Below are 25,581 nucleotides of genomic sequence, written 5' to 3' on the forward strand. Positions count from 1 at the left end.
AAATTGCCGGAGCCGAACGATGAAAGACTGGCTGGACGAGATCAAGTGGGACAGTGACGGCCTGGTGCCGGCCATTGCCCAGGACTACAAGACCGGGCGCGTGCTGATGATGGCCTGGATGAACCGCGAGGCCCTGAGCCTCACTGCCGCCGAGCAGCGCGCCATTTACTGGTCACGTTCGCGTGGCAAACTGTGGCGTAAGGGCGAAGAGTCCGGGCACGTGCAGACCCTGCACGAGATACGCCTCGACTGCGACGCCGACGTGGTGATCCTGATGGTCGAGCAGATCGGCGGCATTGCCTGCCACACCGGCCGCCACAGCTGCTTCTATCGCGTGTTCGAGAACGGCGAATGGAAGGTGGTGGAACCGGTACTCAAAGACCCGCACGCCATTTATTCGGCAGGACACTGAACATGAGCGATACCCTGAACCGTGTGGCCCAGGTGCTGGAAGACCGCAAAGGCGCGGACGCCGACAGCTCGTATGTGGCGAGCCTGTATCACAAGGGCCTGAACAAGATCCTGGAAAAACTCGGCGAAGAATCCGTCGAGACGATCATCGCTGCCAAGGATGCCGAGATCAGCGGCGACTGCAGCGATGTGATCTACGAAACCGCCGACCTGTGGTTCCACAGCCTGGTCATGCTCGCCCAACTGGGGCAGCACCCACAGGCCGTGCTGGATGAACTGGACCGTCGCTTCGGCCTGTCCGGGCATGCCGAAAAGGCCTCGCGCCCGTCCGCCTGAATAACTTTTAACGAGGAATTGCAGCATGGGCATTTTTGACTGGAAACACTGGATCGTCATTCTGGTGGTGGTGGTACTGGTGTTCGGCACCAAGAAACTGAAAAACCTCGGCACTGACGTCGGCGAGTCGATCAAGGGCTTTCGCAAGGCCATGAACGACGACGAAAAACCGGCCGAGCCCGTCGTCAACCCGGTGCCGCCAGCCCAGCCTGTCCACCCGCAGGCCGCCCAGCCGATTACCGAGCGTCGTACCTTCGACGTGCAGGCTGAAAAAGTCGAAGAGCCGACCCGCAAAGACTCGTGAGCACTGACTAATGTTTGGTATCAGCTTCTCTGAACTGCTCCTCGTCGGCCTCGTGGCTTTGCTGGTGCTGGGGCCGGAACGCCTGCCCGGTGCCGCACGCACGGCCGGCCTGTGGATCGGGCGCCTGAAACGCAGTTTCAACGCCATCAAACAGGAAGTTGAACGGGAAATCGGCGCCGATGAAATCCGCCGCCAACTGCACAACGAACATATCCTGTCGTTGGAGCAAGAGGCGCGCAAAATTCTGTCGCCGGTGCAGGAGCCGGCCAAACCGGTGGAGCCTGTGGCCGAGCACAGCATCGCACCCACACCCGCGGCGACCGAAGCCACACCGGTCGCGCCAGGCCCGACCGCTACCCCGACAGAGCCAGCGCCGGCGCCCGTGGCGTCGCCCGCTCCCCATGACCCTACATTGCCGCCGCGAGCCCCATGAGCGCTGATAAACCGGAAAACGACCAGCATATGCCGCTGGTCTCGCACCTCACCGAGCTGCGTACCCGCCTGCTGCGTTGCGTAGCGGCAATCTTCGTGATCTTCGCCGGGCTGTTCGCCTTCACCCAGCAGATCTACACCTTCGTCTCCACGCCCTTGCGCCAGTACCTGCCGGCCGGCGCGACGATGATCGCCACCGATGTGTCGTCGCCGTTCCTGACGCCGTTGAAGCTGACGATGATGGTCTCGCTGTTCCTGGCGATCCCGGTGATCCTGCATCAGATCTGGGGCTTTATCGCACCAGGGCTGTACAAGCATGAGAAGCGCATCGCCGTGCCGTTGCTGGTGTCGAGCATCCTGCTGTTCTATACCGGCATGGCATTCGCCTACTTCCTGGTGTTCCCGCTGATCTTCAAGTTCTTCGCCGCTGCCACCCCCGCTGGCGTGGAGATGATGACCGACATCACCAGCTACCTCGACTTCGTGATGACGTTGTTCTTCGCCTTCGGCGTGGCCTTCGAGATCCCCGTGGCCGTGGTGCTGCTGGTATGGATCGGCGTAGTCGACGTGAAGTACCTGAAGAAGGTCCGCCCGTACGTGATCATCGGCTGCTTCGTGGTCGGCATGATCCTGACGCCGCCGGACATCTTCTCCCAGACCCTGCTGGCGGTGCCGATGTGGATGCTGTTCGAGATTGGCATCCTGTTCAGCGGCCTGATCAGCAAGCGGGGCGAGCACCCGGATGACCAACCCGCCGACGATGACCAGCCGCCAGCGACCCAGCCGTGAACCTGCTGCTGCTGGAGGAGGCCGACTTTATCGCGGCCGACCGGGTGGTGCTGCGTGATCGGCGCCTGGTGCATATGCAGGACGTCCACCGTGTGGCGGTGGGCGACAACCTGCGCGTGGGGCGCATCGGCGGCCTGATGGGCAATGCGCAACTGCTGCGCCTGGACGCCCGTGAGGCCGAGCTGCAAGTCAGCTTCGAGCTGCCGCCCCCGGCCAAACTGCCCCTGACCCTGTTGCTCGCCCTGCCGCGCCCGAAGATGCTGCGTCGGGTGCTGCAAACCGTGGCGGCCATGGGTGTGCCGAAAGTGGTACTGCTCAATAGCTACCGGGTTGAGAAGAGCTTCTGGCAAACCCCGTTCCTGGAGCCTGCGGCGCTTCGCGAGCAACTGATCCTCGGTCTCGAGCAGGCTCGGGACACGGTGCTGCCGGAAATCATCATCGAAAAACGTTTCAAGCCATTCGTCGAAGACCGCCTGCCAGCCATGACGCAAGGCACCCTCGGCCTGATCGGCCACCCCGGCGACTATCCGCCTTGCCCGCGTGCCCTGGACGAGCCGGTCACCCTGGCCATCGGCCCGGAGGGCGGCTGGATTCCCTACGAGGTGGATCTGCTGGCCAAGGCCGGCCTGCAGCCGGTGCAGTTGGGCGCTCGCATCCTGCGCGTGGAAACCGCCGTCACTGCCCTGCTCGCCCGCCTCTTCTAACCACACGACCCTCCCACAGTCGCACCACGGCGCTACAGAATCCCGTTTGCAGGCCGATACCCCCTGAATAAATCTAAGCTTTGCTCCAGGGGAGTTCGCAGCATGTATCGTTGGTTAGCCGAAAAGCTGGGAAATGTCAGCGTCAAAACCAAACTGGGCGTCGGCTTTGGTCTGGTACTGCTGCTGACGCTGGTGATCACCTTCACTGGCTGGACCGGCCTGGGTGATGTGATCAGTCGTGGCGACAAACTGGGGTATATCTCCAGCCTCAATGCCTTGACCAAAGACCTGCGTCTGGCCCGCCTGGACTACGAAATGCGCCGTGGCGAGCAAGGCACCAGCGCTGTCAGCGAGTTGCTGAACCAGCTCGACAGCGGCCTGAAGACCGCCCGCACCCTGATCGAACAACCGGCCGACGTCGCCCTGATCGACGAGCAACTGGCGGCCGTGGAGCAGTACAAGCGGGCCTTCAACGACATGGCACAAGCCGGTGCCAATCGCGAAAACGCGCGCAGCAAGTTGGGCGATACCGCCGACAATGCCGTGCTCAAGATAGGCGAAGTCGAAAAATCCCTGCTGCAAGGCGACAGCGTCACCCAGTTCAACAACGTGGTCAGCCTGAGCAAGCTGATCCAGCAAGCGCGCTTCCAAGTGCGCGGCTACACCTACAGCGCCAAGGTCGAAGCCGAGCAACCGGCCCTTGATGCCATCGACAACGCCCTGAAAAAAATCACCGAGCTGGAAGGCCAACTGCCGGCCAACTACCAGGCCAACCTGCAACAGGCCAGCGTTTCGCTGCAAGCCTATCGCGCGGCCGTCAGCCAGTACCGTGACTCCCAGGTGGCCAGCGCGGCAGCACTCAAGGCCATGGGTGCCCAGGGCGATATCCTGCTCAGCCATAGCGAAAAACTCACGGCCTCCCAGACCGTGGTGCGTGACACCGACGCTGCACAAGCCAAGTACCTGTTGCTGCTGGCCACCGTGCTGGCGTTGATCTTCGGCCTGGTCGCCGCCTGGGCCATTACCCGCCAGATCATCATCCCGCTGAGCCAGACCCTCAAGTTGGCCGAGCGCGTCGCCTCGGGCGACCTGAGCCAAAACCTGACGTCGGAGCGCCAGGACGAACTCGGCCAACTGCAACGCGCCATGCAAAGCATGACCGTCGGCTTGCGCGAATTGATCGGCGGCATCAGCGAAGGCGTCACCCAGATTGCCAGCGCTGCCGAGCAGCTCTCGGCCGTCACCGAGCAAACCAGCGCCGGGGTCAACAGCCAGAAAGTCGAGACGGACCAGGTGGCCACGGCCATGAACGAAATGGCGGCCACTGTGCAGGAAGTCGCCCGCAACGCGGAAGAAGCCTCCGAAGCCGCCGTAGCCGCCGACCAGCAGGCCCGCGAAGGCGACAAGGTAGTCGGTGAAGCCATCGCCCAGATCGAGCGCCTGGCTACGGAGGTCGGTAATTCCACGGTGGCCATGGGCGATCTGAAGCGCGAAAGCGACAAGATCGGCAGCGTGCTCGACGTGATCAAGTCGGTGGCCCAGCAAACCAACCTGCTGGCCCTGAACGCCGCCATTGAAGCCGCGCGCGCCGGCGAGGCCGGGCGTGGTTTTGCGGTGGTGGCCGATGAGGTACGCAGCCTGGCCCAACGCACCCAGAAGTCCACCGAAGAGATCGAAGAACTGATCGTCGGCCTGCAAAGCGGCACCCAGCAAGTGGCGACCATCATGGACAACAGCCGTGGGCTCACCGACAGCAGTGTCGAGCTGACCCGCCGGGCCGGCAGCGCCCTGGCGAGCATCACTCGCACCGTGTCGACCATCCAGACGATGAACTCACAGATCGCCACGGCGGCCGAGCAACAAAGCGCGGTGGCCGAGGAGATCAACCGCAGCGTACTGAACGTGCGCGATGTGTCCGAGCAGACCTCCGCCGCCAGTGAAGAAACGGCCGCGTCCAGTGCCGAACTCGCGCGCCTGGGTAACTACCTGCAAACCCTGGTCGGACGCTTCCGCATCTGAGCGGTCGTGCGCGGCGCCCCCTCCAGGTCGCCGCCACACGACTACTTGTGAAATTTCCTACGCAGTTATCAGCCCGCCATCACCTCGAATCGTTTTAGCGTTTCTAACGAAGCGTTTATTCCGATTCGGAGGTTCACCATGTTTCCTCGGCTGATCCGCTTGCTGGCCAATGCCAGCGTCCGCCTCAAGCTCGCCCTGGGGTTCGGCCAAGTGCTGATCCTCAGCCTCATCATCGCCGCAACCGGCTGGCAAGCCTTGAATGCCGCGCTTTTCCGCTCAGCCAACCTGACGGTCCTGGGCCAACTCACTGCGGCCGCCGAAGCGGTGCGCGCCGACCGTATCGTGTATCGAACCCTCACGGACACTGCCAGCCTCGACGCCATGAACACGCGGATCGAGCAAATCGGCCAACACCTGAGTTATCTGGCAAACCATCTGCTCGCCCCGGCCGACTTGCAGCGCATTCAGGAAGCGGAGCGCCTGGTGATCGGCTTCAAGACCGGCCTGGCAGAGCTACCGCCCCTGATCGAACGGCGAGAAGCCACCCACACCTCCCTGCATCAGTCCAGCCTCCAGGCCAGCGATACCCTCACCCAAGTGGCCAGCGACCTGCCCGACCAGAATGACCAGCAGGCCCTCGACACCATCGAGAACCTGCGCCAGGCCATGGCACGGGCCGAGGATCGCGCCCAGGCGCCTGCCTGGGCCGCCGATTCACTGGATGCGTACGCCGAAGGGGTGGGCCGGACCCTCGACACCCTGGACGTCACGCATGCGGCCGTGACCAGCCTGCCCGTGGACTCGGCCTTGCTCAAGACAGACGTGGCCGCCTATCGCGCGCAGTTGATCAAACTCAAGGAGGCCCAAGTGGCCACGGAGACGGTCCAGGACCGGCTTGAACACCTGCTCAACCAATTGCTCGAACAAAGCGAACAGGTGATAGAGGCCCAGACCTTCAAACGCGACAAAGAGGCGGACAATACACGCCGCCTGCTGATCAGCGTGACCCTCGGCGCCTTGTTACTAGGCTCGCTGGCCGCCTGGGGGATCGCTCGACAAATTGCCGTCCCCCTGCGTCAGGTACTGATCACCGCCAATTGCATCGCCGAGGGCGACCTGCGCCACACCGCCGAGGTGGAGCGCCGGGATGAACTGGGCCAGTTGCAGCACAGCATCGGGCAGATGACCCGTAACCTGCGCCACCTGATCAGCGGCATTGGTGACAGCGCCCGACAGATTGCCAGCGCGGCCGGGCAACTGTCCGCCGTGACCGAGCAGTCCCGGACCGGCGTGAACCACCAGAAAGTTGAAACCGACCAGGTCGCCACCGCCATGAACGAAATGCTCGCCACGGCCCAGGAGGTCGCACGGCATGCCGAACAAGCCTCGCTCGCGGCCATCGAGGCAGACCACCAGGCCCACGCAGGCGACAAAGTGGTTGCGCAGGTGATCGAACAAATCGGCCAACTGGCCGATGAAATGGCGCTCTCCAGTCGAGCGATGCTGACGCTGCAGCAGGAAAGCAGCAAGATCGGCAGTGTGCTGGATGTGATCAAGTCGGTGTCCCAACAGACCAACCTGCTGGCGTTGAACGCGGCGATCGAAGCGGCACGTGCGGGCAATGCCGGTGAAGGGTTCGCCGTGGTGGCCGATGAAGTACGCAGCCTGGCCCAGCGCACCCAGGCGTCGGCAGAGGAAATCGAAGGGCTGATCCTTGGCCTGAACAACGGCACCCGGCAGGTGGCAGACATCATGGACAGCAGCCGCAACTTGACCGATTTCAGCGTTGGCCTGAGCCGCGATGCGGGCGACGCGCTGGCGGCCATCGCGCGCACGGTATCGGTGATCCAGGAAATGAACCCACAGATAGCCGCCGCCGCCGAGGAGCAAAGCGCGGTGGCCGAGGAGATCAATCGCAGCGTATTGAAGGTACGGGACGTGACCGAACAAGCCGCCGCCGCCAGTGAGGAAACGGCGGCGGCGAGCGTTCAGTTGACGCGGCTGAGCCTGGATTTGCAGGCGTTGGTCGGCAAGTTCAAGCTCTGAGGTTCACGGCACGCGTGGTGAGTGAGCGTGCTCGCCCACCACACAGAGCCCTTTCCCCAAGAACCATCAGCGCTACAACACCTGGCGCAGGAACGCCTGGGCACGCGGGTCTTTCGGCGCGTCGAAGAACTGCGCCGGTGATGCATCTTCGAGCAACTTGCCGTGGTCGAAGAACAACACACGGTCTGCCACTTCACGGGCAAAGCCCATTTCATGGGTGACGCAAACCATGGTCATGCCTTCCAGGGCCAGGGTCTTCATCACGTCCAGCACTTCGCCGACCATTTCCGGGTCGAGGGCCGAGGTGGGCTCATCGAACAGCATCACCTTGGGTTCCATCGCCAGGGCACGGGCGATCGCCACCCGCTGCTGCTGGCCGCCGGACAGGCGCGACGGAAATTCATTGGCCTTTTGCGCGATGCCGACCTTTTCCAGGAGTGCCAGGGCCTTGGCTTCGCGTTCCTTCTTGCCGCGCTTACGCACGACTTTTTGCGCCAGGCAGAGGTTTTCCAGCACCGTCATGTGCGGGAACAGGTTGAAGTGCTGGAACACCATGCCGACTTCACGCCGATAGGCATTCACGTCGGTTTTCGGGTCGGCCAGTTGCAGGCCATCGATGCTGACCGAGCCCGAATCGAACTCTTCCAGACCATTGAGGCACCGCAGGAACGTGGACTTGCCCGAGCCTGACGGGCCAATCACCACCAGCACTTCGCCCTTGGCCACCTGAGTGGTCACATGGTCCACCGCGCGCACCACATGGCCACGGGTGTCGAAGACTTTTACCAGATCGCGGACTTCAATCACTTTGTGCGAGCCTCCGCTCAAGCCGGCTGGCCATTTTCGACAGCGGCAGGTTGATCAGCAGGTACAGGCCTGCGACGCAGAACAAGATTTCAAACGGCGAGAACGAGGTGGTGATCACTTCGCGCCCGCTCTTGAGCAGCTCGGTAATCGCGATCACCGAGACCAGCGAGGTGTCTTTCACCAGGCTGATAAATTGCCCGGCCAGCGGCGGCAGCACGCGCTTGAAGGCCTGCGGCAGCACCACATGGCGCATCGACTGGCTGGCGCTCAGGCCCAGGGAGCGAGCCGCCTCGTTCTGGCCACGGGTAATGGACTGCACCCCGGCGCGGACGATTTCCGCCACATAGGCACCCGTGAACAGCGACAGCGCGGCGATCCCGGCGAATTCCCGGGACAGGTTGAGCACCGTGCCGATAAAGAAATAGAAAATGAAGATCTGCACCAATAGCGGCGTACCGCGCACCAGTTCGACGTAGATCGTCGACAGATCGCGCAGGGTCGGATTATTGGACAGCCGGCATAAACCGGTGGCAAGGCCAATCGCAAGGCCGAGAATCCCGGACACCACCGACAGCCACAACGTGGTCCACAAGCCCCACATCAAAGGGCCCAACGCCCAATGGCGGTTAACCCCGATGACATCGCCTTCGGCCACATCATCGCCGCGCGCCACTTGCAGGCTGTTGCCGGCCACACTCACGCGTTGTTCGACGCCGGCATCGTTGCGCAGGGTGACTTCGGCCACATCGCCTTTGCGCACCAGTTCAACGACGGTGGAAATGTCTGCGGCGCGCTGGGACTCTTCGGCCTGGTAGGCGAAGTATTGCGGTACACGGTTCCAGCGCCATTCGTAGGACATCAGCGAGGTGGCGTAGTACAAGGCGCCCGCCAGGCCGACCAGCACGACCACGGTCAGCAGATGCCAGGGCCATTGGGCTTTTTTCTGTTTCATTACTCAACATCCAAAAGAATCGGGGTACGCGCACCTGATGTGGCAAGCGGGCTTGCTCTGTGGCGAGCGGGCTTACTGTGCTGAGCGGGCTTGCTGTGGCGAGCGGGCTTGATGTGGCGAGCGGGCTTGTTGTGGCGAGCGGGCTTGCCCCGCGTTGGGCTGCGAAGCAGCCCCACTAAGATCACCGCGCTGTTTCAGATGGACCGTGGCCTGAGGTTTTTGGGGCTGCTTCGCAGCCCAACGCGGGGCAAGCCCGCTCGCCACAGCAAGCCCGCTCACCACATCAAGCCGTCTCACCACATCAAGCCGCCTCACCACAGCAAGCCGTCTCACCACAGCAAGCCCGCTCACCACATCAAGCCGTCGCACCAAAGCACTACAGCGTTATTCCATGTCCTTGAGCCATTCGGAGCTCTTGAACCACTTGTCATGGATGCGATCGTAGGTGCCGTCGTTCTTGATCTGGTGCAGGAAGTTGTTGATGAAGTTGATGCTGTCGTAGTCGCCCTTCTTCAGACCGAACGCCAGCGGTTCGAAGGTGAAGGGTTCTTCCAGGAACACCAGCTTGCCGTTGCCGACTTTTTTCTCGGCAACGACGTTGTACGGGGCGTCATACACGAAGGCATCGGCCTTGCCATTGACGACGTCCAGCACACCTTCCTGCTCGTTGTCATAGCCGTGGTACTTGGCCTTGGAGATCAGCTTCTTGGCAACCATCTCGCCGGTGGTGCCGAGCTTGGAGGTCAGGCGGTATTTCTCGTCATTCAAGTCTTTGTAGGACTTGATGGTGCCTTCCAGCTCCTTGCGAATCAGCAGGGTCTGGCCCACCACGATGAAGGGTTCGCTGAAGTTCAGGCGCAGGTTGCGTTCCTGGGTCAGGGTCATGCCGCTGCCGATCATGTCGAACTTGCCGGTCAGGAACGCCGGGATGATGCCGTCGTAGCCAGTGGACACCAGCTCCAGCTTGACGCCCATGGACTTGGCCATGGCCTTGAGAATGTCGACTTCGAAACCAATGATTTCACCGCGCTTGTCGGTCATTTCGAACGGCATGTAGGTCGGGTCCATGCCGACTTTCAACGTGCCGCGCTTGACCGCATCATCGATCGCGCCGGCCTGGGCCGCATTGGCCGCGACCAGCGCGGTGACGCCGAGCAGCAGCATCGAAAGATACTTTTTCATCATCAAGTCCCCTGAACCATTCTTATGAGGTCGGCGCGCAAAAGGGCTGCACCATTTCGGGGTGCGATCCTAACCCACTCGATGCCTGTCACAAAGGTTTCACCGGGATTTGTTGTCGGGGTATGTCAGAAACGCCCTACAACGGTGCAGCAAAGCGCAGAGGCAGACACTTCGCCACCTGGCAATAGCCATTGATTGATGTGTAAGCAGTTATGACTTCAGTAGACTTCCGCCATCCAGGCGGTGTCCTTGAACCACTTGTCATACAGACGATCGTAGGTCCCGTCCTGGGCCACCTGGTTCAGGAAATGGTTGATCCAATTGAGGCTGTCGTAATCGCCTTTTTTCAGGCCGAACGCCAGTGGCTCATAGGTGAAAGGCTGCTCCAGGGCCAACAGCGAGCTGTTTTCGGGCTTGGCGATGGCGATCAGGTTGTAAGGCGCATCGTGGATAAAAGCGTCGGCCTTGCCCTCTACCACCTGACGCACGCCTTCTTCCGGCGTCGGGAACGTGCGTAACCGCGCCGCTCCAAGGAATCGCCTGGCGGCCAACTCACCGGTCGTCCCCTCGATGGCGACGACTCGATAACCGGCATCATCCAGGTCTTCGATACTGCTGACCTTGCCGGCAAGGTCGGGATGCAGCAACACGGTCTGGCCGACAATGATGAAAGAGTCGCTGAAGTTCAATTTCAGGTTGCGCTGCTGGGTCACCGTCATGCCGCTGCCGATCAGGTCGTATTGCTTTTGCATCAGCCCCGGCAGCAGTTCGGTATAGGGCACCGGCACCATCTCCAGCTCGACGTCCAGGGCCTTGCTCATGGCTTGGAGCAAGTCGATTTCGAAGCCGACGATCTGCCCACGCTTATCGGTCATTTCGAAGGGCACGTAGGTGGGCGTCGTGCCGACCCTCAATACCCCTCGTTGAACCGCGTCGTCGATGGCGCCAGCGTTGGCCGGAGCACCGTATAAGAACCCGACGACACCCAGCAACACAGCACACAAACACCTTTTGATCATGAGATACCCCCGTTCCATTGAGCACACGACAACCCGCTACAGCGCCAGTGCGCGTAAACCTGGGTGGTCGAGTCAGATTGGGGGGCGATGCTAACCCACCCGTCGCCGCGGCAATACGCCTTGGACAGGGGTCTTTTGTTTCGAAATAACAAGGGGTTGGAGCAACAGAGGGCGCTGTAGGAAGACGCCGTGAACGCCCTCAGGGTAACCCCCTGAGGGCTTCAGCATCAGGCCGGTTGAGCCTGGGACACCACCGGTTGCAACGGTAGCAACGGGGCGTGCGGGTCGGCCTTGATCGAGTTACGCCAAGCGGCCAGCCACTCGGCGTGCCCATCGTTCCAGACCTGCTCGTGCAGGCGAGCCAGGGCGACCGGGTCGCTGAGCAGGGCCAGGCGTTCAGCGTTGTTGAGGCCGGCAGGGCCGACTTTCAACGCATGACGAACACGCTCGCCACGCAGGTACTCGATCGGCTCCGCCTCACGGTGACGCGAGGTCGCCAGGGCGCAGGCCAGGGCGTTCTGCTGCGGGTCGACCACCGAACGTATGAAGCCATCATTGAGGGCGTGCCAACGGTTTTCGTGGGTGTACTTCTCGGTAGACAGCAACGCCTGCGGCGGATTGTATTCCTCAGGGATCAGGAACAGGCTTTCGTCGCGGGACTTGAGGCCCAGATTGACCCGGCTGGAAATCACCGATACCGGGATCGACAGCATCAGCGACCCCACGATCGGCACCAGCCACCACAGGAAGCTTGGGTTCAACCACACCACCAGCAGTGCCCACAGGAAGCCGAGCAAGGTCTGGGTACCGTGGCGCTTGATCGCTTCGCCCCATGGGGTGGAGTCGTCGTCACGCTGCGGCGAATTCCAGGTCGCGGCCCAGCCGAGGAACGCGGCCAGTACGAAACGGGTGTGGAAGATCATGCGCACCGGCGCCAGCAGCATGGAGAACAGCATCTCCAGCAACATCGACAGGGTCACCTTGAACTTGCCGCCGAACTCTTTCGCGCCCTTGGCCCAGATCAGGATGATGCTCAGCAACTTTGGCAGGAACAGCAACACAATGGTGGTGGAGAACAGCGCCACCGCCTTGTCCGGATGCCATTGCGGCCACAGCGGGTACAACTGGCGCGGTGCCATGAAGTACTGTGGCTCCATCAGGGTGTTCACCGCCAGCAGGGCCGTCGACAGCACCAGGAAGAAGAACCACAACGGCGCCGACAGGTAGGACATCACACCGGTCAGGAACACGGCACGGTGTACCGGGTGCATGCCCTTGACCAGGAACAGGCGGAAGTTCATCAGGTTACCGTGGCACCAGCGACGGTCACGCTTGAGTTCGTCCAGCAGGTTCGGCGGCAGTTCTTCATAGCTGCCCGGCAGGTCGTAGGCAATCCACACACCCCAACCGGCACGACGCATCAGCGCGGCTTCGACGAAGTCGTGAGACAGGATCGCACCGGCGAACGCACCTTTACCTGGCAACGGCGCCAGGGCGCAGTGTTCGATAAACGGCTTCATGCGGATGATTGCGTTGTGACCCCAGTAGTGGGATTCACCCAACTGCCAGAAGTGCAGGCCAGCCGTAAACAGCGGGCCATAGACGCGGGTGGCGAACTGCTGCATGCGCGCATACAGGGTGTCCATGCCCGACGCCCGTGGCGCGGTCTGGATAATCCCGGCATCCGGCGTGGCTTCCATCAGGCGCACCAGGCTGGTCAGGCATTCACCGCTCATCACGCTGTCGGCGTCGAGCACCACCATGTACTTGTATTCACCGCCCCAACGACGGCAGAAGTCGTCGAGGTTGCCGCTCTTGCGTTTGACGCGACGGCGACGGCGGCGATAGAAAATCTTGCCGAAGCCACCGGCTTCGCGGCACACGTCCAGCCAGGCTTGTTGCTCGGCGATACAGATGTCAGCGTCGTTACTGTCGCTGAGCACGAAGAAATCGAAGCGGTCCAGGTCACCCGTGGCCGCGACCGACTCGAACGTGGCGCGCAGGCCAGCGAATACCCGCGGCACGTCTTCGTTGCAGATCGGCATCACCAGCGCGGTGCGTGCATCCTTGGGAATCGGCTCGTTGCCGGCACTTTTACCGGAGATACGGTATTTATCGTGACCGGTGAGCAGTTCAAGGAAGCCCATCAACGCGGTCCAGAAACCGGCCGAAACCCAGCAGAACAGGATCCCGAACATGATCAGGATGCTGGTTTGCAGGGCGTAAGGCAGGACCTGGGTGGCGGTTTGCAACAGGGTCTGGTTGCGGATCTCGTCAAAGTCGACCAGCGACCAGCCCTGGTACGGCATGATGCCTTTCATGTACCAGCCGGCCACGATGGTCTGGCCGAGCATCAGTACCAGCAGGATGTAGCGACGGATCGACCCCACGGTGCGCCAGCGCGCCGCCGGCAGCACGCGCTCGTCTTTCGGCGGCTTCGGCGGGTTGGTTCGGCCAGTCAGGCGACGCCAGCCGCGCACCAGGATATTGGTGCGCCATGGCTCCGGTACGACCTTGGTGCGACGAATCGGCGGCGTGGCCTTGAGGCACACGCGGCCGCTGGCGTCGAGCACCAGCATTTCGGCGTCTTGCAGCTCCTCGGCCGTGCTGAGGGTCAACCGGCGGCCGACCGACGCCTGGGCGGCGTCGACGGGCGAATCGAAGGTCGAAGACGACAAACGCTCGTGCAGTTCGGTGAAGGATGTGCAGCCTGCCAGTTCGGCACGCTGCTCAGCGGTCATCGGGAGATGCGCCAGATACTCGGACAGAGTCTCTGGCTGGGCTTGAGAATTACTCATCGGCAGGCAACTGATAGCTCCAGGTTTCGGTCAGGACTTGCTCGGTCTTGATCGGCTCCGGTGTGGCTGGGGCAGCTTCTGGCTGCTTGGCGTCCTTGTCTTTCGCGTCTTTCTTGGCCTGTTTCTCGTGCTGCTTGGCCAGGACCTTGTCGGCCTTGAGCACTTGGGTCGAAACCTGCTCAGGCTCAGGCTGCACGATGTCCTGCACCAGGGACGCACGCATCTCGGTGGGTTTTCCGGGATCCTTGATCTTCATGCGCAGGGTCAGGCGCCAGCCTTTGGTGTGCTCGTTGTAGCGCACGCTGTTTTCAACCAGCTCAGCGTTGTCACCCACACTCACCTGGCTGCGCACCGGCGCGTCCGGCAGCAGTTTCTTCAGGGACGGGCCCTCGAAATCGATCAGGTACGCCACGCTGCCGTCGGGCTGACGGATCAGGTTGGATTGTTTCACGTCACCGGTCGAACGCAGGGTCTGCTTGACCCAGGCGCTGTCCGGCGAATGGAACGCGGCGTCGTCCAGGGTCCAGTGCAGGCGGTAGGCAACATCCAGCGGCTTGCCGACTTCCGGCAGTTCGGCCGGGCTCCAGAACGCTACGATGTTGTCGTTGGTTTCATCGGCGGTCGGAATCTCGACCAGGTCGACGGAACCCTTGCCCCAGTCGCCTTCAGGCTCGATCCAGGCGCTTGGGCGCTTGTCGTAGTTGTCGTCCAGGTCTTCGTAGTGGCTGAAGTTGCGGCCGCGTTGCAGCAGGCCGAACCCACGCGGGTTCTCCACGGTGAAGTTGCTGACCGACAGGTGTTTAGGGTTGTTCAGCGGGCGCCAGATCCACTCGCCATTACCGGCATGGATCGACAGGCCGCTGGAATCGTGCAGTTCGCGACGGTAGTTCAGGACCTTGGATGGCTGGTTGGCGCCAAACAGGAACATGGAAGTCAACGGGGCAACCCCCAGCTTGCTGACTTTGTCGCGCAGGAACATCTGGGACTTGACGTCGACCACGGTGTCGGTGCCCGGGCGCAGGATCAGGCGGTAGGCGCCGGTGGCGCGGGGCGAATCCAGCAGGGCGAAGATCACCAGGTGCTTGTCACCCGGCTTTGGACGTTCGATCCAGAACTCGGTGAAACGCGGGAATTCTTCGCCGGACGGCAGCGCGGTATCGATCGCCATGCCACGGGCGGACAGGCCATACACCTGGTCCTTGCCCACGACGCGGAAATAGCTGGCGCCGAGCATGGTCATGATTTCGTCTTGCTTGTCGCCCTTGTTGATCGGGTACAGCACACGGAAACCGGCATAACCGAGCTGTTCGGTGGCCTTGGGATCAACCTTGACGTCGCCAAAATCGAAACGCGACGCGTCGTACTTGATTTCCTGGACGCTGTCAGCGGTGACTTCGTTGATTTTCACCGGTGTATCGAAGTGCATACCCTGGTGATAGAAGGACAGTTTGAACGGGGTGTTCTGATCGGCCCACTCGGCTTTTTCGTTGCGGAAACGAATCTTCTGGTAGTCCGCGAATTTCATTTCGCGGAATTCGTTCGGCAGATTGCTGCGCGGAGCTTCGTATTTCTGCCCGGCCAGCTCTTTTGCCTTGGCCGACACATCGTCCAGACTGAATGCCCACAGTTGACCCGCGCCGAACAGGCAAAACAGGGCGGAGCCCGTCACCAGTGCGTTTCGTAACCGTTTGGCAGACAATTTTGGTGCATTACAGGGACTAACAATCACGAGCAACCCTCGCCGAAAACAGATCAAAAAACCAACGGCCAGCTATCTATATGCCAGGTTGGCGAGCATTGTTCCGACTCCCCTGGGTCAAAATGATTCCCCTGAGGCTATCGGACAAGTCTCTACCTAAGTCAAAAATGGACCAATCAACGCTGATCCCCGTAGCGCGCGATTATCTAGTAGCCCGCGATACAACGCATCAGGGACAACGAAGTATTTGTAGCGAAACCCTGCGTTTTTAGGCATTAAAGTCGTTTTTAATACATTCATGTCTGTAGGAGGAAGGTCACAGGGCCATCATTGACCAAATGCACCTGCATATCCGCACCAAAACGCCCCGACGCCACCGTGCCATGCAATTGTTGCGCTTGTGACAACAAGTGCTCAAAAAGCGCCGCTCCCAAGGCGGGAGGCGCCGCCGTGGAGAAGCTTGGCCGCAGCCCGCTCCTGGTGTCGGCCGCCAGGGTGAACTGCGACACCAGCAGCAAACCGCCGCCGATATCCCTCAGCGAACGGTTCATCTTGCCCTCGTCGTCGCTGAATACCCGGTAGTTAAGCAGCTTGTGCAGGAGTTTGTCGGCACTCTCGCGTGTATCCGATGGCTCAACGGCCACCAGCACCAGCAAACCCTGGTCGATCGCCCCTACGATTTCGCCTGCGACTTCGACACGGGCGCCACGCACCCGCTGCAACAGGCCCTTCATGCTTCTTCTGGTGGCAGATCAAGCAGGCGTCGCGCCATTTCGCCGGTCGCGCGGACCAAAGCATCCGTAATACCGGGCTCGGACGCCGCATGGCCAGCCTCGCGGATCACCTGCAGTTCGCTGTTGGGCCACGCCTGATGCAACTCCCAAGCGTTATCCAGAGGGCAGATCATATCGTAGCGCCCATGGATGATTACGCCAGGCAGATGGGCGATCTTATGCATGTCGCGAATCAGTTGGTTGGGCTCCAGGAAGGAATTATTGGTGAAGTAATGGCACTCGATACGCGCAATGGACAGTGCGCGTTGCGGCTCGGAGAAACGCTCCACATGCTGCGGGCTCGGGCACAGGCCCAGCATGCGACCTTCCCAGCCGGACCAGGCCTTGGCCGCGTGCATCTGGGCGATCTGGTCGTTGCCGGTCAGGCGCTTGTGATAGGCCGCGATCATGTCGTGACGCTCATCGGCAGGAATCGGCGCGATGTAGTCCTGCCAGTAATCCGGGAACAGGCGGCTGGCGCCGGCCTGGTAGAACCACTCGATGTCCTGCGGGCGGGCGAGGAAAATGCCGCGCACGATCAGGCCATGCACGCGCTCGGGGTGGGTTTGCGCGTAGGCCAGGGCCAGGGTCGAGCCCCAGGAGCCGCCAAACAGCACCCATTTGTCGATGCCCAGGTGCTCGCGGATGCGCTCGAGGTCGGCGACCAGGTCCCAGGTGGTGTTGTTTTCCAGGCTGGCGCGGGGTGTAGAGCGGCCGCAGCCACGTTGGTCGAATGTGACGATGCGGTACAGGTTCGGATCGAAATAGCAGCGGCTCTGGGCGTCGCAACCTGAGCCTGGGCCACCGTGGATGAAGACCACAGGCAAGCCTTCGGGGGAGCCACTTTCATCGACATACAGCGTGTGAATGGCATCAACGGCCAGATCGTGCCGGGCGTAGGGTTTGATCTGCGGGTACCAAGTCTGCATTGCGCGCTCCATAAGGGGTCGGGTTCATCCCTGGTGGGACGTCTTTTATTTTGCCGTCTGGCACTATAAACCCGAATTGTGCAATGAGCATGTCCTTGAGTACTTAGACCGGTGTCAGCCGTTCGCCATGTAAGTACTGGAACAGACAGCGATACAACGGATCGACCTCTGCCGCCTGGCCCTGGGCCCGCAAACGAGCGTGGACCAGCCCTTTGCCGAGGTACAGCACAGTGCCCACGCCCCCGAGAGCTCGCACTTCAATTACTTTGAATAACGCTGTTTCCCCCACGCTAGCAGCCCCTGCAGCAACTGCTTCAACACCACCCGCGTCGGTTCGGCCAGATCCGGGCGATAGCGGAACGGCTCGAACTCTTCCATATAGGTGCTCTGGCACAACTCCAGCTGCACGGCGTGGATATCCTGCGCCGGGTTGCCGTAATGGCGGGTGATATGGCCGCCCTTGAAGCGCCCGTTCAAGACGTGGGTGTACTGTGGATAAGTGGCACAGATGGCCTCGAGCTGGCTGGCCAGTTCCGGATCACAGGCGGCGCCGTTGAAGGTGCCCAGGTTGAAGTCCGGCAGCTTGCCGTCGAACAGGTGGGGGATTACCGAGCGGATCGAATGCGCATCGAACAGCAGCGCATAGCCGAACTCAGCCTTGAGGCGGGCCAGCTCCTCTTGCAGTGTGCGGTGGTACGGGCCCCAGACCTTTTGCAGGTAGTTGGCGCGTTCGGTCGCGCTCGGTTCCAGCCCTTCACGGAACAACGGCACGCCATCGAACAGCGTCGCCGGGTACAGGCCGGTGGTGGCGCCGGCGTACAGCGGCTTGTCGTCGGACGGCCGGTTGAGGTCGATGACAAATCGCGAGTACTGCGCCGCCAAGGTGCTGGCGCCCAGTTCCTCGGCAAAGTCATACAGGGTCGGAATGTGCCAGTCGGTGTCCGGCAGGCTTTGCGCCTCGGGGATCAAACCGGCTTCGACCGCGGGCGTGAGGCGCAACCCGGCGTGGGGCATGCTGATGAGCAGCGGCACGCGGCCTTGTTTGAAGCTCAGAACCTTATCCACAACGGTACTCCTTAAACATTGATATCGACGCCGTGGCGCACGACGCGTTTATCCAGCTCGCCGCCCAGCCAATAGGCCAGGTCGGCGGGGCGATCGATCTGCCAGGCCACAAAGTCGGCAACCTTGCCCACTTCCAGCGAGCCATGGGTATCGCCCATGCCCAGGGCGGTGGCCGCGTGTTGCGTGGCGCCGGCCAGGGCTTCTTCCGGGGTCATGCGGAACAGGGTGCAGGCCATGTTCAGCATCAACCGCACCGACAACGCCGGCGAGGTACCGGGGTTGAGGTCACTGGCGATGGCGATTTTCACGCCGTGCCTGCGCAAGGCATCCATGGGCGGCAACTGGGTTTCGCGCAGGAAGTAGAACGCCCCCGGCAGCAAGACTGCGACGGTACCGGACGCGGCCATGGCGATGGCGTCGTCTTCGGTCATGAACTCCAGGTGATCCGCCGACAGCGCCTGGTAACGCGCCGCCAGGCTCGAACCGTGCAGCGATGACAGTTGCTCGGCGTGCAGCTTGACCGGTAGGCCGAGTTGCCGGGCGACTTTAAACACGCGCTCGACTTGTTCGGGCGAAAACGCCAGGTATTCGCAGAAGGCATCCACCGCGTCCACCAGCCCTTCGGCGGCCAGCGCCGGCAGCATCTCGGTGCAGATGTGATCGATGTAGTCGTCGGCGCGGTCCTTGTACTCCGGTGGCAAGGCGTGGGCCGCCAGGCAGGTGGCGCGCACGCTGACCGGCAGCGCATCACCGAGGCGGCGAATCACCCTCAGCAACTTGCGTTCGCTGGCCAGGTCCAGGCCGTAGCCGGATTTGATCTCCACCGTGGTCACGCCATCGCGCAGCAAACTGCACAGGCGCTTGCGGCTGCTTTCGAACAATTCGTCTTCGCTGGCGGCGCGCGTGGCGCGCACGGTGCTGGCGATACCGCCGCCCTGGGCGGCGATCTCGGCATAGCTCACGCCTTCAAGGCGCTGCTCGAATTCGCCACTGCGGTTGCCGCCGAACACTGTGTGGGTGTGGCAGTCGATCAGCCCGGGAGTCACCCAGGCGCCTTGCAGGTCATGCACCTGGGCATAGTCCAGCGTGGGCACTTGGCTGCGCGGGCCGATCCACTCGATAAGCGAACCCACGGTGACCATCGCGGCATCCTCGATGATCGAGTATTTGCCTTGGGCCATGGTTGCAACGTGGCAGTGCTGCCAAAGGGTTTTCATCAACGGCTCCCGATGTGATCCCTGATCCCTGTAGGAGCGAGCTTGCTCGCGAAGGACGTCAGCGATAACGCGTGCATCCTGGATGAATGCGGTGTCCTTGAGTTTTTCGCGAGCAAGCTCGCTCCTACAGGGGGGTGTGGTGTGTTTAGAGGCTCGGCAGCAACTTGGCCGGCACCAGTTCATTCAGGCAGCGGCTGGCGAGCAGTTCGCTGGCGGCGATGATGTCCGGGGCGAAGAAGCGGTCCTTGTCGTAGAACGCCACCTTGGCGCGCAGGATGCCACGGGCCTTTTCCAGTTTCGGCGAGGTTTTCAGGCCTTCGCGCAGGTCCAGGCCCTGGCAGGCGGCCAGCCATTCAACCGCCAAGATACCGCGTACGTTCTCGGCCATTTCCCACAGGCGCTTGCCGGCCGCCGGCGCCATGGACACGTGGTCTTCCTGGTTGGCCGAGGTCGGCAGGCTGTCGACGCTATGGGGATGGGCCAGCGCCTTGTTCTCGCTGGCGAGTGCCGCGGCGGTCACCTGGGCAATCATGAAGCCGGAGTTCACCCCGCCATTGCCCACCAGGAACGGCGGCAGTTGCGACATGTGCTTGTCCATCATCAACGAGATACGGCGCTCGCTCAGGGAACCGATTTCAGCGATGGCCAGCGCCATGTTGTCAGCAGCCATGGCCACCGGTTCGGCGTGGAAGTTGCCGCCGGAGATCACGTCGCCTTCCGCGGCGAAGACCAGCGGGTTGTCTGACACGGCGTTGGCTTCGATCACCAGCACGTCGGCGGCCTGGCGGAACTGGGTCAGGCAGGCGCCCATGACCTGTGGCTGGCAGCGCAGGGAGTACGGGTCTTGGACCTTGTCGCAATTCTGGTGCGACTGCGACACCTGGCTGCTGTCGCCGAGCAGGTCGCGATAAGCCGCCGCCGAGTCGATCTGCCCACGCTGGCCACGGGCTGCGTGGATTCGCGCATCGAACGGCGAACGCGAACCCAGCACCGCTTCCACGGTGAGGCCGCCACAGGCCAGGGCGCCGGCGAACAGATCTTCACCTTCGAACAGGCCGCGCAAGGCGTAGGCAGTGGACACCTGGGTGCCGTTGAGCAGCGCCAGCCCCTCCTTGGCGGCCAGGGTCAGCGGTGTGAGGCCGGCGACTTTCAGCGCGTCGGTCGCCTCCAGCCATTCGCCCTTGTGGCGCGCCTTGCCTTCACCGAGCAGCACCAGGGACATATGGGCCAAGGGCGCCAAGTCGCCGGACGCACCGACCGAACCTTTCAGCGGAATATGCGGGTACACCTCGGCGTTGATCAGCGCGATCAGTGCGTCGATGACCTGGCGGCGAATCCCGGAAAAGCCACGGCTCAGGCTGTTGACCTTGAGCACCATGACCAGCCGCACCAGCGCATCGCTGATGGGCTCACCGACGCCTGCGGCATGGGACAGCACCAAGGAGCGCTGGAGGTTTTCCAGGTCTTCGCTGGCAATGCGGGTCGAGGCCAGCAGGCCGAAACCGGTGTTGATGCCGTAGGCAGTGCGGTTCTCGGCGAGAATCTGTTCCACGCAGGCGACACTGGCTTCAATCTGGGCCGAGGCACTGTCATCCAGGCTGAGGGTTACCGGCTGCTGGTAGATGGCCCGCAGTTGGGCGAGGCTCAGTTGGCCTGGAATCAGGTTTAGCGCAGTCACATTCGTGCTCCTTGTGAATTATTGTTCAGTGCAATTCGGGAAAAACCGGGTGCAGCAAAGCGGTGTTCTTGAGCAGCGCGGCGGCGGTGGCGATGTCCGGCGCCAGCCAGCGATCCTGCTCGTACGGTGGCACGTGTTCACGCAACAGGCGCCAGGCGCTGTCGGTGCCCGCGCCGAAGCGCTGGCCCTTGAGGAATTCGAATGCCTGGGCCGCCAGCAGGTACTCGATGGCGAGGATCTGAGTGACGTTGGCCAGCACCTGGTGCAGCTTGAGCGCGGCATTGGTGCCCATGCTCAAATGGTCTTCCTGCAGGCCCGACGTGACGAAGTTGTCGAGTACCGCCGGTTGCGCCAGCTGGCGGTTTTGCCCGCACAACGAAGCGGCGACGTACTGCACGATCATCATCCCGGAGTTGACCCCGGGGTTGCTCACCAGAAACGCCGGCAGGCCGCTGACGTGGGGGTTGATCAGGCGGTCGAGACGGCGCTCGGCCACCGAGCCGATTTCGGCCATGGCGATGGCGAGCATATCGGCAGCCAGCGCCACGGACTGCCCGTGAGGGTTGGCCTGGGACACTACGCGGTAGTTGTCCGGCGTACCGAGTACCAGTGGGTTGTCGGTGGCGCTGTTGAGTTCGGTCTCGATCTGGCGGGTCGCGTGCTCCAGCTGATCGCGCGCCGCACCGTGGATCTGCGGGATCGAGCGGATGCTCAAGGCGTCCTGGGTGCGGATGCCTTTGCTGCTGGCGATCACTTCACTGCCATCGAGCAACGCGCGCAGGTTGATACCGACCTGCTGCATGCCGGGGTGAGGCTTGAGGGCAATGATTTCTTCGTCGAACGCATCGATCTGGCCACGCAGGGCCTCGAAACTCATGGCGCCGATCACATCGGCCCATTGCAGCAGGTGGTGAGCATCGGCCAGGGCCAGGCAACTCAGGCCGGTCATGCACGGCGTGCCGTTGACCAGGCACAGGCCGTCCTTGGCGCCGAGTACCACCGGCTGCAAACCTTCTTGGTCCAGGGCCTGTTGCGCCGGGACGACCTGACCGCGATAGCTCACATGACCGACGCCCAGCAGCGCCACACCGACATGGGCCATATGGGTCAGATAACCCACCGAGCCCTGGGACGGTACTTGCGGCGTGATGCCGTGGTTGAGCAGCGCCAGCAGCGAATGCACCACCTGCGGATGCAGGCCGGATTTGCCGTGGCTGTAGTTGATGACGGCCGCACAGATGATCGCGCGGGTCTGCTCGTCGCTGAGTACCGGGCCGACGCCACAGGCGTGGCTCAACAGGGTATTGCGCGACAACTGGCTCAGTTGCTCGCCCTCAAGCGACACGTTGCACAACGCGCCCAGCCCGGTGTTCACGCCGTAGGCGCGTTCGCCGCTGGTGACGATGCGCTGCACGATGGCCTGGGCATTGTCGATCCGCGCCCAGGCCTGGCCGGAGAGTTGGAGCACCGCGCCGTGACGGGCGACGGCGACCACGTCCTGCCAGCGCAGGGGGGTGTCGGCGATGATGATTTTTGCTGCCTGGGACATCTTCATACCTTCTTCAATTCTTGTGCAGCCTTACCGGCCCTATCGGGGGCAAGCCCCCTCCCAGCTTTGAAGGTGTTCACAATTCAAAATGTGGGAGGGGGCTTGCCCCCGATAGGGCCAGCAGCCTTCCCACACATCCAGGATCAGACCACCGCCGCCCGCCGCTGAACAAACCGATCCACATACTCATCCGCCGGCGAGTGCAGGATCTCCCGCGGCGTGCCGACCTGGATCAGCTTGCCGTCCTTGAGGATCGCGATGCGGTTACCGATACGCACGGCCTCGTCGAGGTCGTGGGTGATGAATACGATGGTCTTGTGCAGGGTCTTTTGCAGCTCGAGCAACTGGTCCTGCATCTCGGCGCGAATCAGCGGGTCGAGGGCGCTGAAGGCTTCGTCCATCAGGATGATGTCGGTGTCGGCCGCCAGGGCGCGGGCCAGGCCCACACGTTGGCGCATACCGCCGGAGAGCTGGTGCGGGTATTTGTTTTCGTAGCCCTTGAGGCCCACGGTTTCGACCCAGTGCTGTGCGCGTTCGGTACAGACTTGCTTGGTTTCGCCGCGCACCTTGAGGCCATAGGCGACGTTGTCGAGCACGCTCTTGTGGGGCAACAGGCCGAAGCTCTGGAACACCATGCTGATCTTGTGCCGACGGAATTGGCGCAGGGCGTCCATGTCCAGTTGCAGGATGTCTTCACCGTCGACCAGGATCGCACCGCTGGTGGGGTCGATCAGGCGATTGAAGTGGCGCACCAGCGTGGATTTGCCCGAGCCCGACAGACCCATGATCACGAAGATCTCGCCGGTACCGATGCTCAGGGACAAATCGTTAACGCCGACCACGCAACCGGTCTCGGCCAGCACTTGATCCTTGGTCTTGCCCTGGCCGATCAACGACAGCGCCTCCTTGGAGCGGGCGCCGAAGATCTTGAAGACGTTTTTTACTTCGATTTTGCTGACAGTAGTCATTTGCTCGCCTCATGCCGTGGACGACCATAGGCCTGGGTAATGCGGTCGATGACCACTGCGAGAATCACGATCGCCAGCCCGGCTTCCAGGCCACGACCGACGTTGAGGGTCTGGATGCCGACGAGCACGTCTTCGCCCAGGCCACGGGCGCCGATCATCGAGGCGATCACCACCATCGACAACGCCATCATGGTGGTCTGGTTGATACCGGCCATGATGCTCGGCAGGGCCAGCGGCAGTTGCACGCCGAACAGTTGCTGCCAGCGGTTGGCACCAAAGGCGTTGATGGCTTCCATGACTTCGCCGTCGACCTGGCGAATCCCCAGGTCGGTCAGGCGAATCAGCGGCGGCGCGGCGTAGATCACCGTGGCGAAGATCGCCGGCACCTTGCCCAGGCCGAACAGCATCAGCACCGGGATCAGGTACACGAAGCTGGGCATGGTTTGCATGATATCGAGCAGCGGCATCAGCACCGAACGCAGGCGATTGCTGCGTGCCGACAAAATGCCCAGCGGAATGCCGATCAGCACCGAGATCACCGTGGCGACCATCATCAGCGCCAGGGTCTGCATCAGCTTGTCCCACAGGCCGACCGCGCCCACCAGGAACAGCAAGCCGACGATCACCGCCGTGGTCAGCGCCTTGCGGGTGGCATGCCAGGCAACACCGCCGACGATGGCCAGCATCAGCCACCAGGGAGCTGCACGCAGCAACCCTTCCAGGTTGACGATGGCCCACAGCAGGGTGTCGGAGATGTGCCGGAACACATCGCCGTAATTGGTGACCAGTGAGTCCACCCAACCGTTGACCCAGTCGGCAATGGAAAACGTAAAACTCTCAGGAAACATAGCGTGCTCTCGATCCAGTGGGTTGTGGCCAGGCGCCCGGCTACCCCTCAGGGTAGCCGTGCACACTTGACCTACAAGGCCGCGTCGATTTTCTTGGCTGCGTCTTCACTCACCCAGGCGTGCCAGACTTCAGGATGTTCCTTGAGGAAAATTTTCGCCAGTTTCGGCGACTCAATTCGCTCCTTGGCCATGCGCCCCAGGTTCTGGTTCAGCAGGTCGATGGGCAGGTTGACTTTTTCCAGCACCGCCACCAGTTCCGGGGCTTGTTCGTGGAAGGTCTTGGACAGGCCGACCTTGATGCTCACGCTTTTATCCACACCCGGTTTTTCTTCCAGTTTCACCAGGTCGACCTGGCCCATCAGCGGTGTCGGCGACCAGTAGTAGAACAGGATCGGTTCGCCACGCTTGTAGCTCGACAGCACCGCGGCATCCAACGCCGGGCCGGTGCCTGGACGGAAGTTGGTGTAGCTGCTTTCCAGGCCGTAGCTCTTGAGCATTTCGCTGTTGTCCAGCTCGCAGGTCCAGCCGGCCGGACAGTTGTAGAAACGGCCCTTGGAGGGTTCTTCCGGGTCTTTGAACACAGAGGCGTACTTGGCCAGGTCGGCGATGTTTTTCAGGCCCGCCGCCTTGGGTTCCAGCTTGCGCTTGGCATCACCTTCGACCACATAGCGCGGCACGTACCAGCCTTCGATAGCGCCCACAATCGGCGCACCGACGCCGACGACTTTGCCGGCCTTCTCGGCCTTGTTCCACACTTCGCTGCGGCCAACCCACTCTTCGGCAAACACTTGGATATCGTTGCTGCTCAGGGCGTTTTCCATGGTGATGGAGTTGCCGGGCAGGCTATCGGTTTTGCAGTCGTAGCCTTTTTCCAGAACGGTTTGCAGGATGTCGGTGAGCAACATGCCGCTTTCCCAGTTCAGGCCGGCGAACTTCACCGGTTTACCGGATTCACACCAACCGGCCGCCTGGGCGCCAGCAGTGGCCAGCAAGCCCGCGGAGAATACGGTGGTCAACAGGGTCTTGTGCATTTTCATTGTTGTGACGCTCCCAATC

The 25,581-nt window shown here is 62.1% G+C and carries 22 protein-coding genes and 2 pseudogenes; 9 read left to right on the plus strand and 15 right to left on the minus strand.

The features are described from left to right. Positions 1–19: 19 nt before the first annotated feature. From hisI to A7317_RS01585, 9 genes and pseudogenes are all read left to right on the plus strand, one after another. On the plus strand, positions 20–412 hold the full coding sequence (hisI, locus tag A7317_RS01550; RefSeq protein WP_024072934.1) for a phosphoribosyl-AMP cyclohydrolase: 393 nt from the start codon (positions 20–22) through the stop codon (positions 410–412). Positions 413–414: 2 nt separating this feature from the next. Continuing rightward, on the plus strand, positions 415–747 hold the full coding sequence (locus A7317_RS01555) for a phosphoribosyl-ATP diphosphatase (protein WP_024072933.1): 333 nt from the start codon (positions 415–417) through the stop codon (positions 745–747). 25 nt (positions 748–772) lie between these two features. Continuing rightward, the gene (locus A7317_RS01560; protein WP_024072932.1) at positions 773–1,051 is read left to right on the plus strand and encodes a twin-arginine translocase TatA/TatE family subunit; all 279 of its coding nucleotides are present in this window, start codon (positions 773–775) and stop codon (positions 1,049–1,051) included. A 10-nt stretch (positions 1,052–1,061) separates the two neighbouring features. Then, on the plus strand, positions 1,062–1,484 hold the full coding sequence (tatB, locus tag A7317_RS01565; protein ID WP_024072931.1) for a Sec-independent protein translocase protein TatB: 423 nt from the start codon (positions 1,062–1,064) through the stop codon (positions 1,482–1,484). Further along, positions 1,481–2,272, plus strand: a complete 792-nt coding sequence (gene tatC, locus A7317_RS01570; protein ID WP_024072930.1) for a twin-arginine translocase subunit TatC — start codon at positions 1,481–1,483, stop codon at positions 2,270–2,272. Before tatB ends, tatC begins: the two co-directional genes overlap by 4 nt. Continuing rightward, positions 2,269–2,976 carry a 16S rRNA (uracil(1498)-N(3))-methyltransferase gene (locus A7317_RS01575; RefSeq protein WP_024072929.1) on the plus strand — a complete coding sequence of 236 codons (708 nt, stop codon included), beginning with the start codon at positions 2,269–2,271 and terminating at the stop codon, positions 2,974–2,976. The genes tatC and A7317_RS01575 overlap by 4 nt, the downstream gene beginning before the upstream one ends. Before the next feature lie 102 nt (positions 2,977–3,078). After that, a pseudogene (locus A7317_RS31405) lies at positions 3,079–4,137 on the plus strand (methyl-accepting chemotaxis protein); the annotation flags it as partial. Positions 4,138–4,281: 144 nt separating this feature from the next. Further along, entirely contained in the window at positions 4,282–4,995 is a 714-nt protein-coding gene (locus A7317_RS31410) for a methyl-accepting chemotaxis protein (RefSeq protein WP_370531105.1), read from the plus strand. Between the two features lie 138 nt (positions 4,996–5,133). Beyond that, positions 5,134–7,041 carry a methyl-accepting chemotaxis protein gene (locus A7317_RS01585; protein WP_069075074.1) on the plus strand — a complete coding sequence of 636 codons (1,908 nt, stop codon included), beginning with the start codon at positions 5,134–5,136 and terminating at the stop codon, positions 7,039–7,041. 72 nt (positions 7,042–7,113) lie between these two features. Here the strand turns inward: A7317_RS01585 and A7317_RS01590 are convergent, their stop codons facing one another. The 15 genes and pseudogenes from A7317_RS01590 to A7317_RS01660 all read right to left on the minus strand — a co-directional run bounded on the left by A7317_RS01590 (position 7,114) and on the right by A7317_RS01660 (position 25,562). Then, a complete protein-coding gene (locus A7317_RS01590; RefSeq protein ID WP_024072926.1) occupies positions 7,114–7,848 on the minus strand; it encodes an amino acid ABC transporter ATP-binding protein in 735 nt (244 codons plus the stop codon). Next, a complete protein-coding gene (locus A7317_RS01595; protein ID WP_024072925.1) occupies positions 7,841–8,800 on the minus strand; it encodes an amino acid ABC transporter permease in 960 nt (319 codons plus the stop codon). Before A7317_RS01595 ends, A7317_RS01590 begins: the two co-directional genes overlap by 8 nt. Before the next feature lie 384 nt (positions 8,801–9,184). Beyond that, complete coding sequence (locus A7317_RS01600; RefSeq protein WP_041160821.1) at positions 9,185–9,982, minus strand: transporter substrate-binding domain-containing protein; 798 nt, start codon at positions 9,980–9,982, stop codon at positions 9,185–9,187. 218 nt (positions 9,983–10,200) lie between these two features. After that, complete coding sequence (locus tag A7317_RS01605; protein ID WP_069075075.1) at positions 10,201–11,001, minus strand: transporter substrate-binding domain-containing protein; 801 nt, start codon at positions 10,999–11,001, stop codon at positions 10,201–10,203. A gap of 225 nt (positions 11,002–11,226) precedes the next feature. Then, positions 11,227–13,799 (minus strand): annotated as a pseudogene (gene mdoH / locus A7317_RS01610) (glucans biosynthesis glucosyltransferase MdoH); the annotation flags it as partial. Beyond that, a complete protein-coding gene (locus A7317_RS01615; protein ID WP_041161080.1) occupies positions 13,792–15,528 on the minus strand; it encodes a glucan biosynthesis protein G in 1,737 nt (578 codons plus the stop codon). The pseudogene mdoH and the gene A7317_RS01615, both read right to left, overlap by 8 nt. A 266-nt stretch (positions 15,529–15,794) precedes the next feature. Beyond that, positions 15,795–16,232, minus strand: coding sequence for a D-aminoacyl-tRNA deacylase (gene dtd, locus A7317_RS01620; protein WP_069075077.1), 438 nt, complete (start codon positions 16,230–16,232; stop codon positions 15,795–15,797). Next, on the minus strand, positions 16,229–17,200 hold the full coding sequence (gene pip, locus A7317_RS01625; RefSeq protein ID WP_024072919.1) for a prolyl aminopeptidase: 972 nt from the start codon (positions 17,198–17,200) through the stop codon (positions 16,229–16,231). Before pip ends, dtd begins: the two co-directional genes overlap by 4 nt. 261 nt (positions 17,201–17,461) lie before the next feature. Then, positions 17,462–18,265: an N-formylglutamate deformylase gene (gene hutG / locus A7317_RS01630; RefSeq protein ID WP_069075078.1), complete on the minus strand. Its 804-nt coding sequence runs from the start codon at positions 18,263–18,265 to the stop codon at positions 17,462–17,464. Positions 18,266–18,276: 11 nt separating this feature from the next. Then, entirely contained in the window at positions 18,277–19,482 is a 1,206-nt protein-coding gene (gene hutI / locus A7317_RS01635; protein ID WP_069075079.1) for an imidazolonepropionase, read from the minus strand. Between the two features lie 145 nt (positions 19,483–19,627). Continuing rightward, positions 19,628–21,160 carry a histidine ammonia-lyase gene (hutH, locus tag A7317_RS01640; protein ID WP_024072916.1) on the minus strand — a complete coding sequence of 511 codons (1,533 nt, stop codon included), beginning with the start codon at positions 21,158–21,160 and terminating at the stop codon, positions 19,628–19,630. Positions 21,161–21,185: 25 nt separating this feature from the next. Continuing rightward, positions 21,186–22,709 (minus strand): histidine ammonia-lyase, encoded by a 1,524-nt coding sequence (gene hutH, locus A7317_RS01645; RefSeq protein WP_041161079.1) that lies wholly within the window; start codon positions 22,707–22,709, stop codon positions 21,186–21,188. A gap of 143 nt (positions 22,710–22,852) precedes the next feature. Next, positions 22,853–23,677, minus strand: coding sequence for a quaternary amine ABC transporter ATP-binding protein (locus A7317_RS01650; RefSeq protein ID WP_024072914.1), 825 nt, complete (start codon positions 23,675–23,677; stop codon positions 22,853–22,855). Continuing rightward, positions 23,674–24,525, minus strand: a complete 852-nt coding sequence (locus A7317_RS01655; RefSeq protein ID WP_069075080.1) for an ABC transporter permease — start codon at positions 24,523–24,525, stop codon at positions 23,674–23,676. Before A7317_RS01655 ends, A7317_RS01650 begins: the two co-directional genes overlap by 4 nt. Before the next feature lie 71 nt (positions 24,526–24,596). Then, positions 24,597–25,562 carry an ABC transporter substrate-binding protein gene (locus A7317_RS01660; protein ID WP_069075081.1) on the minus strand — a complete coding sequence of 322 codons (966 nt, stop codon included), beginning with the start codon at positions 25,560–25,562 and terminating at the stop codon, positions 24,597–24,599. Positions 25,563–25,581 lie beyond the last annotated feature (19 nt).

This window comes from Pseudomonas fluorescens, assembly GCF_001708445.1.
GTDB classification, from domain to species: Bacteria; Pseudomonadota; Gammaproteobacteria; order Pseudomonadales; family Pseudomonadaceae; genus Aquipseudomonas; species Aquipseudomonas gorinensis.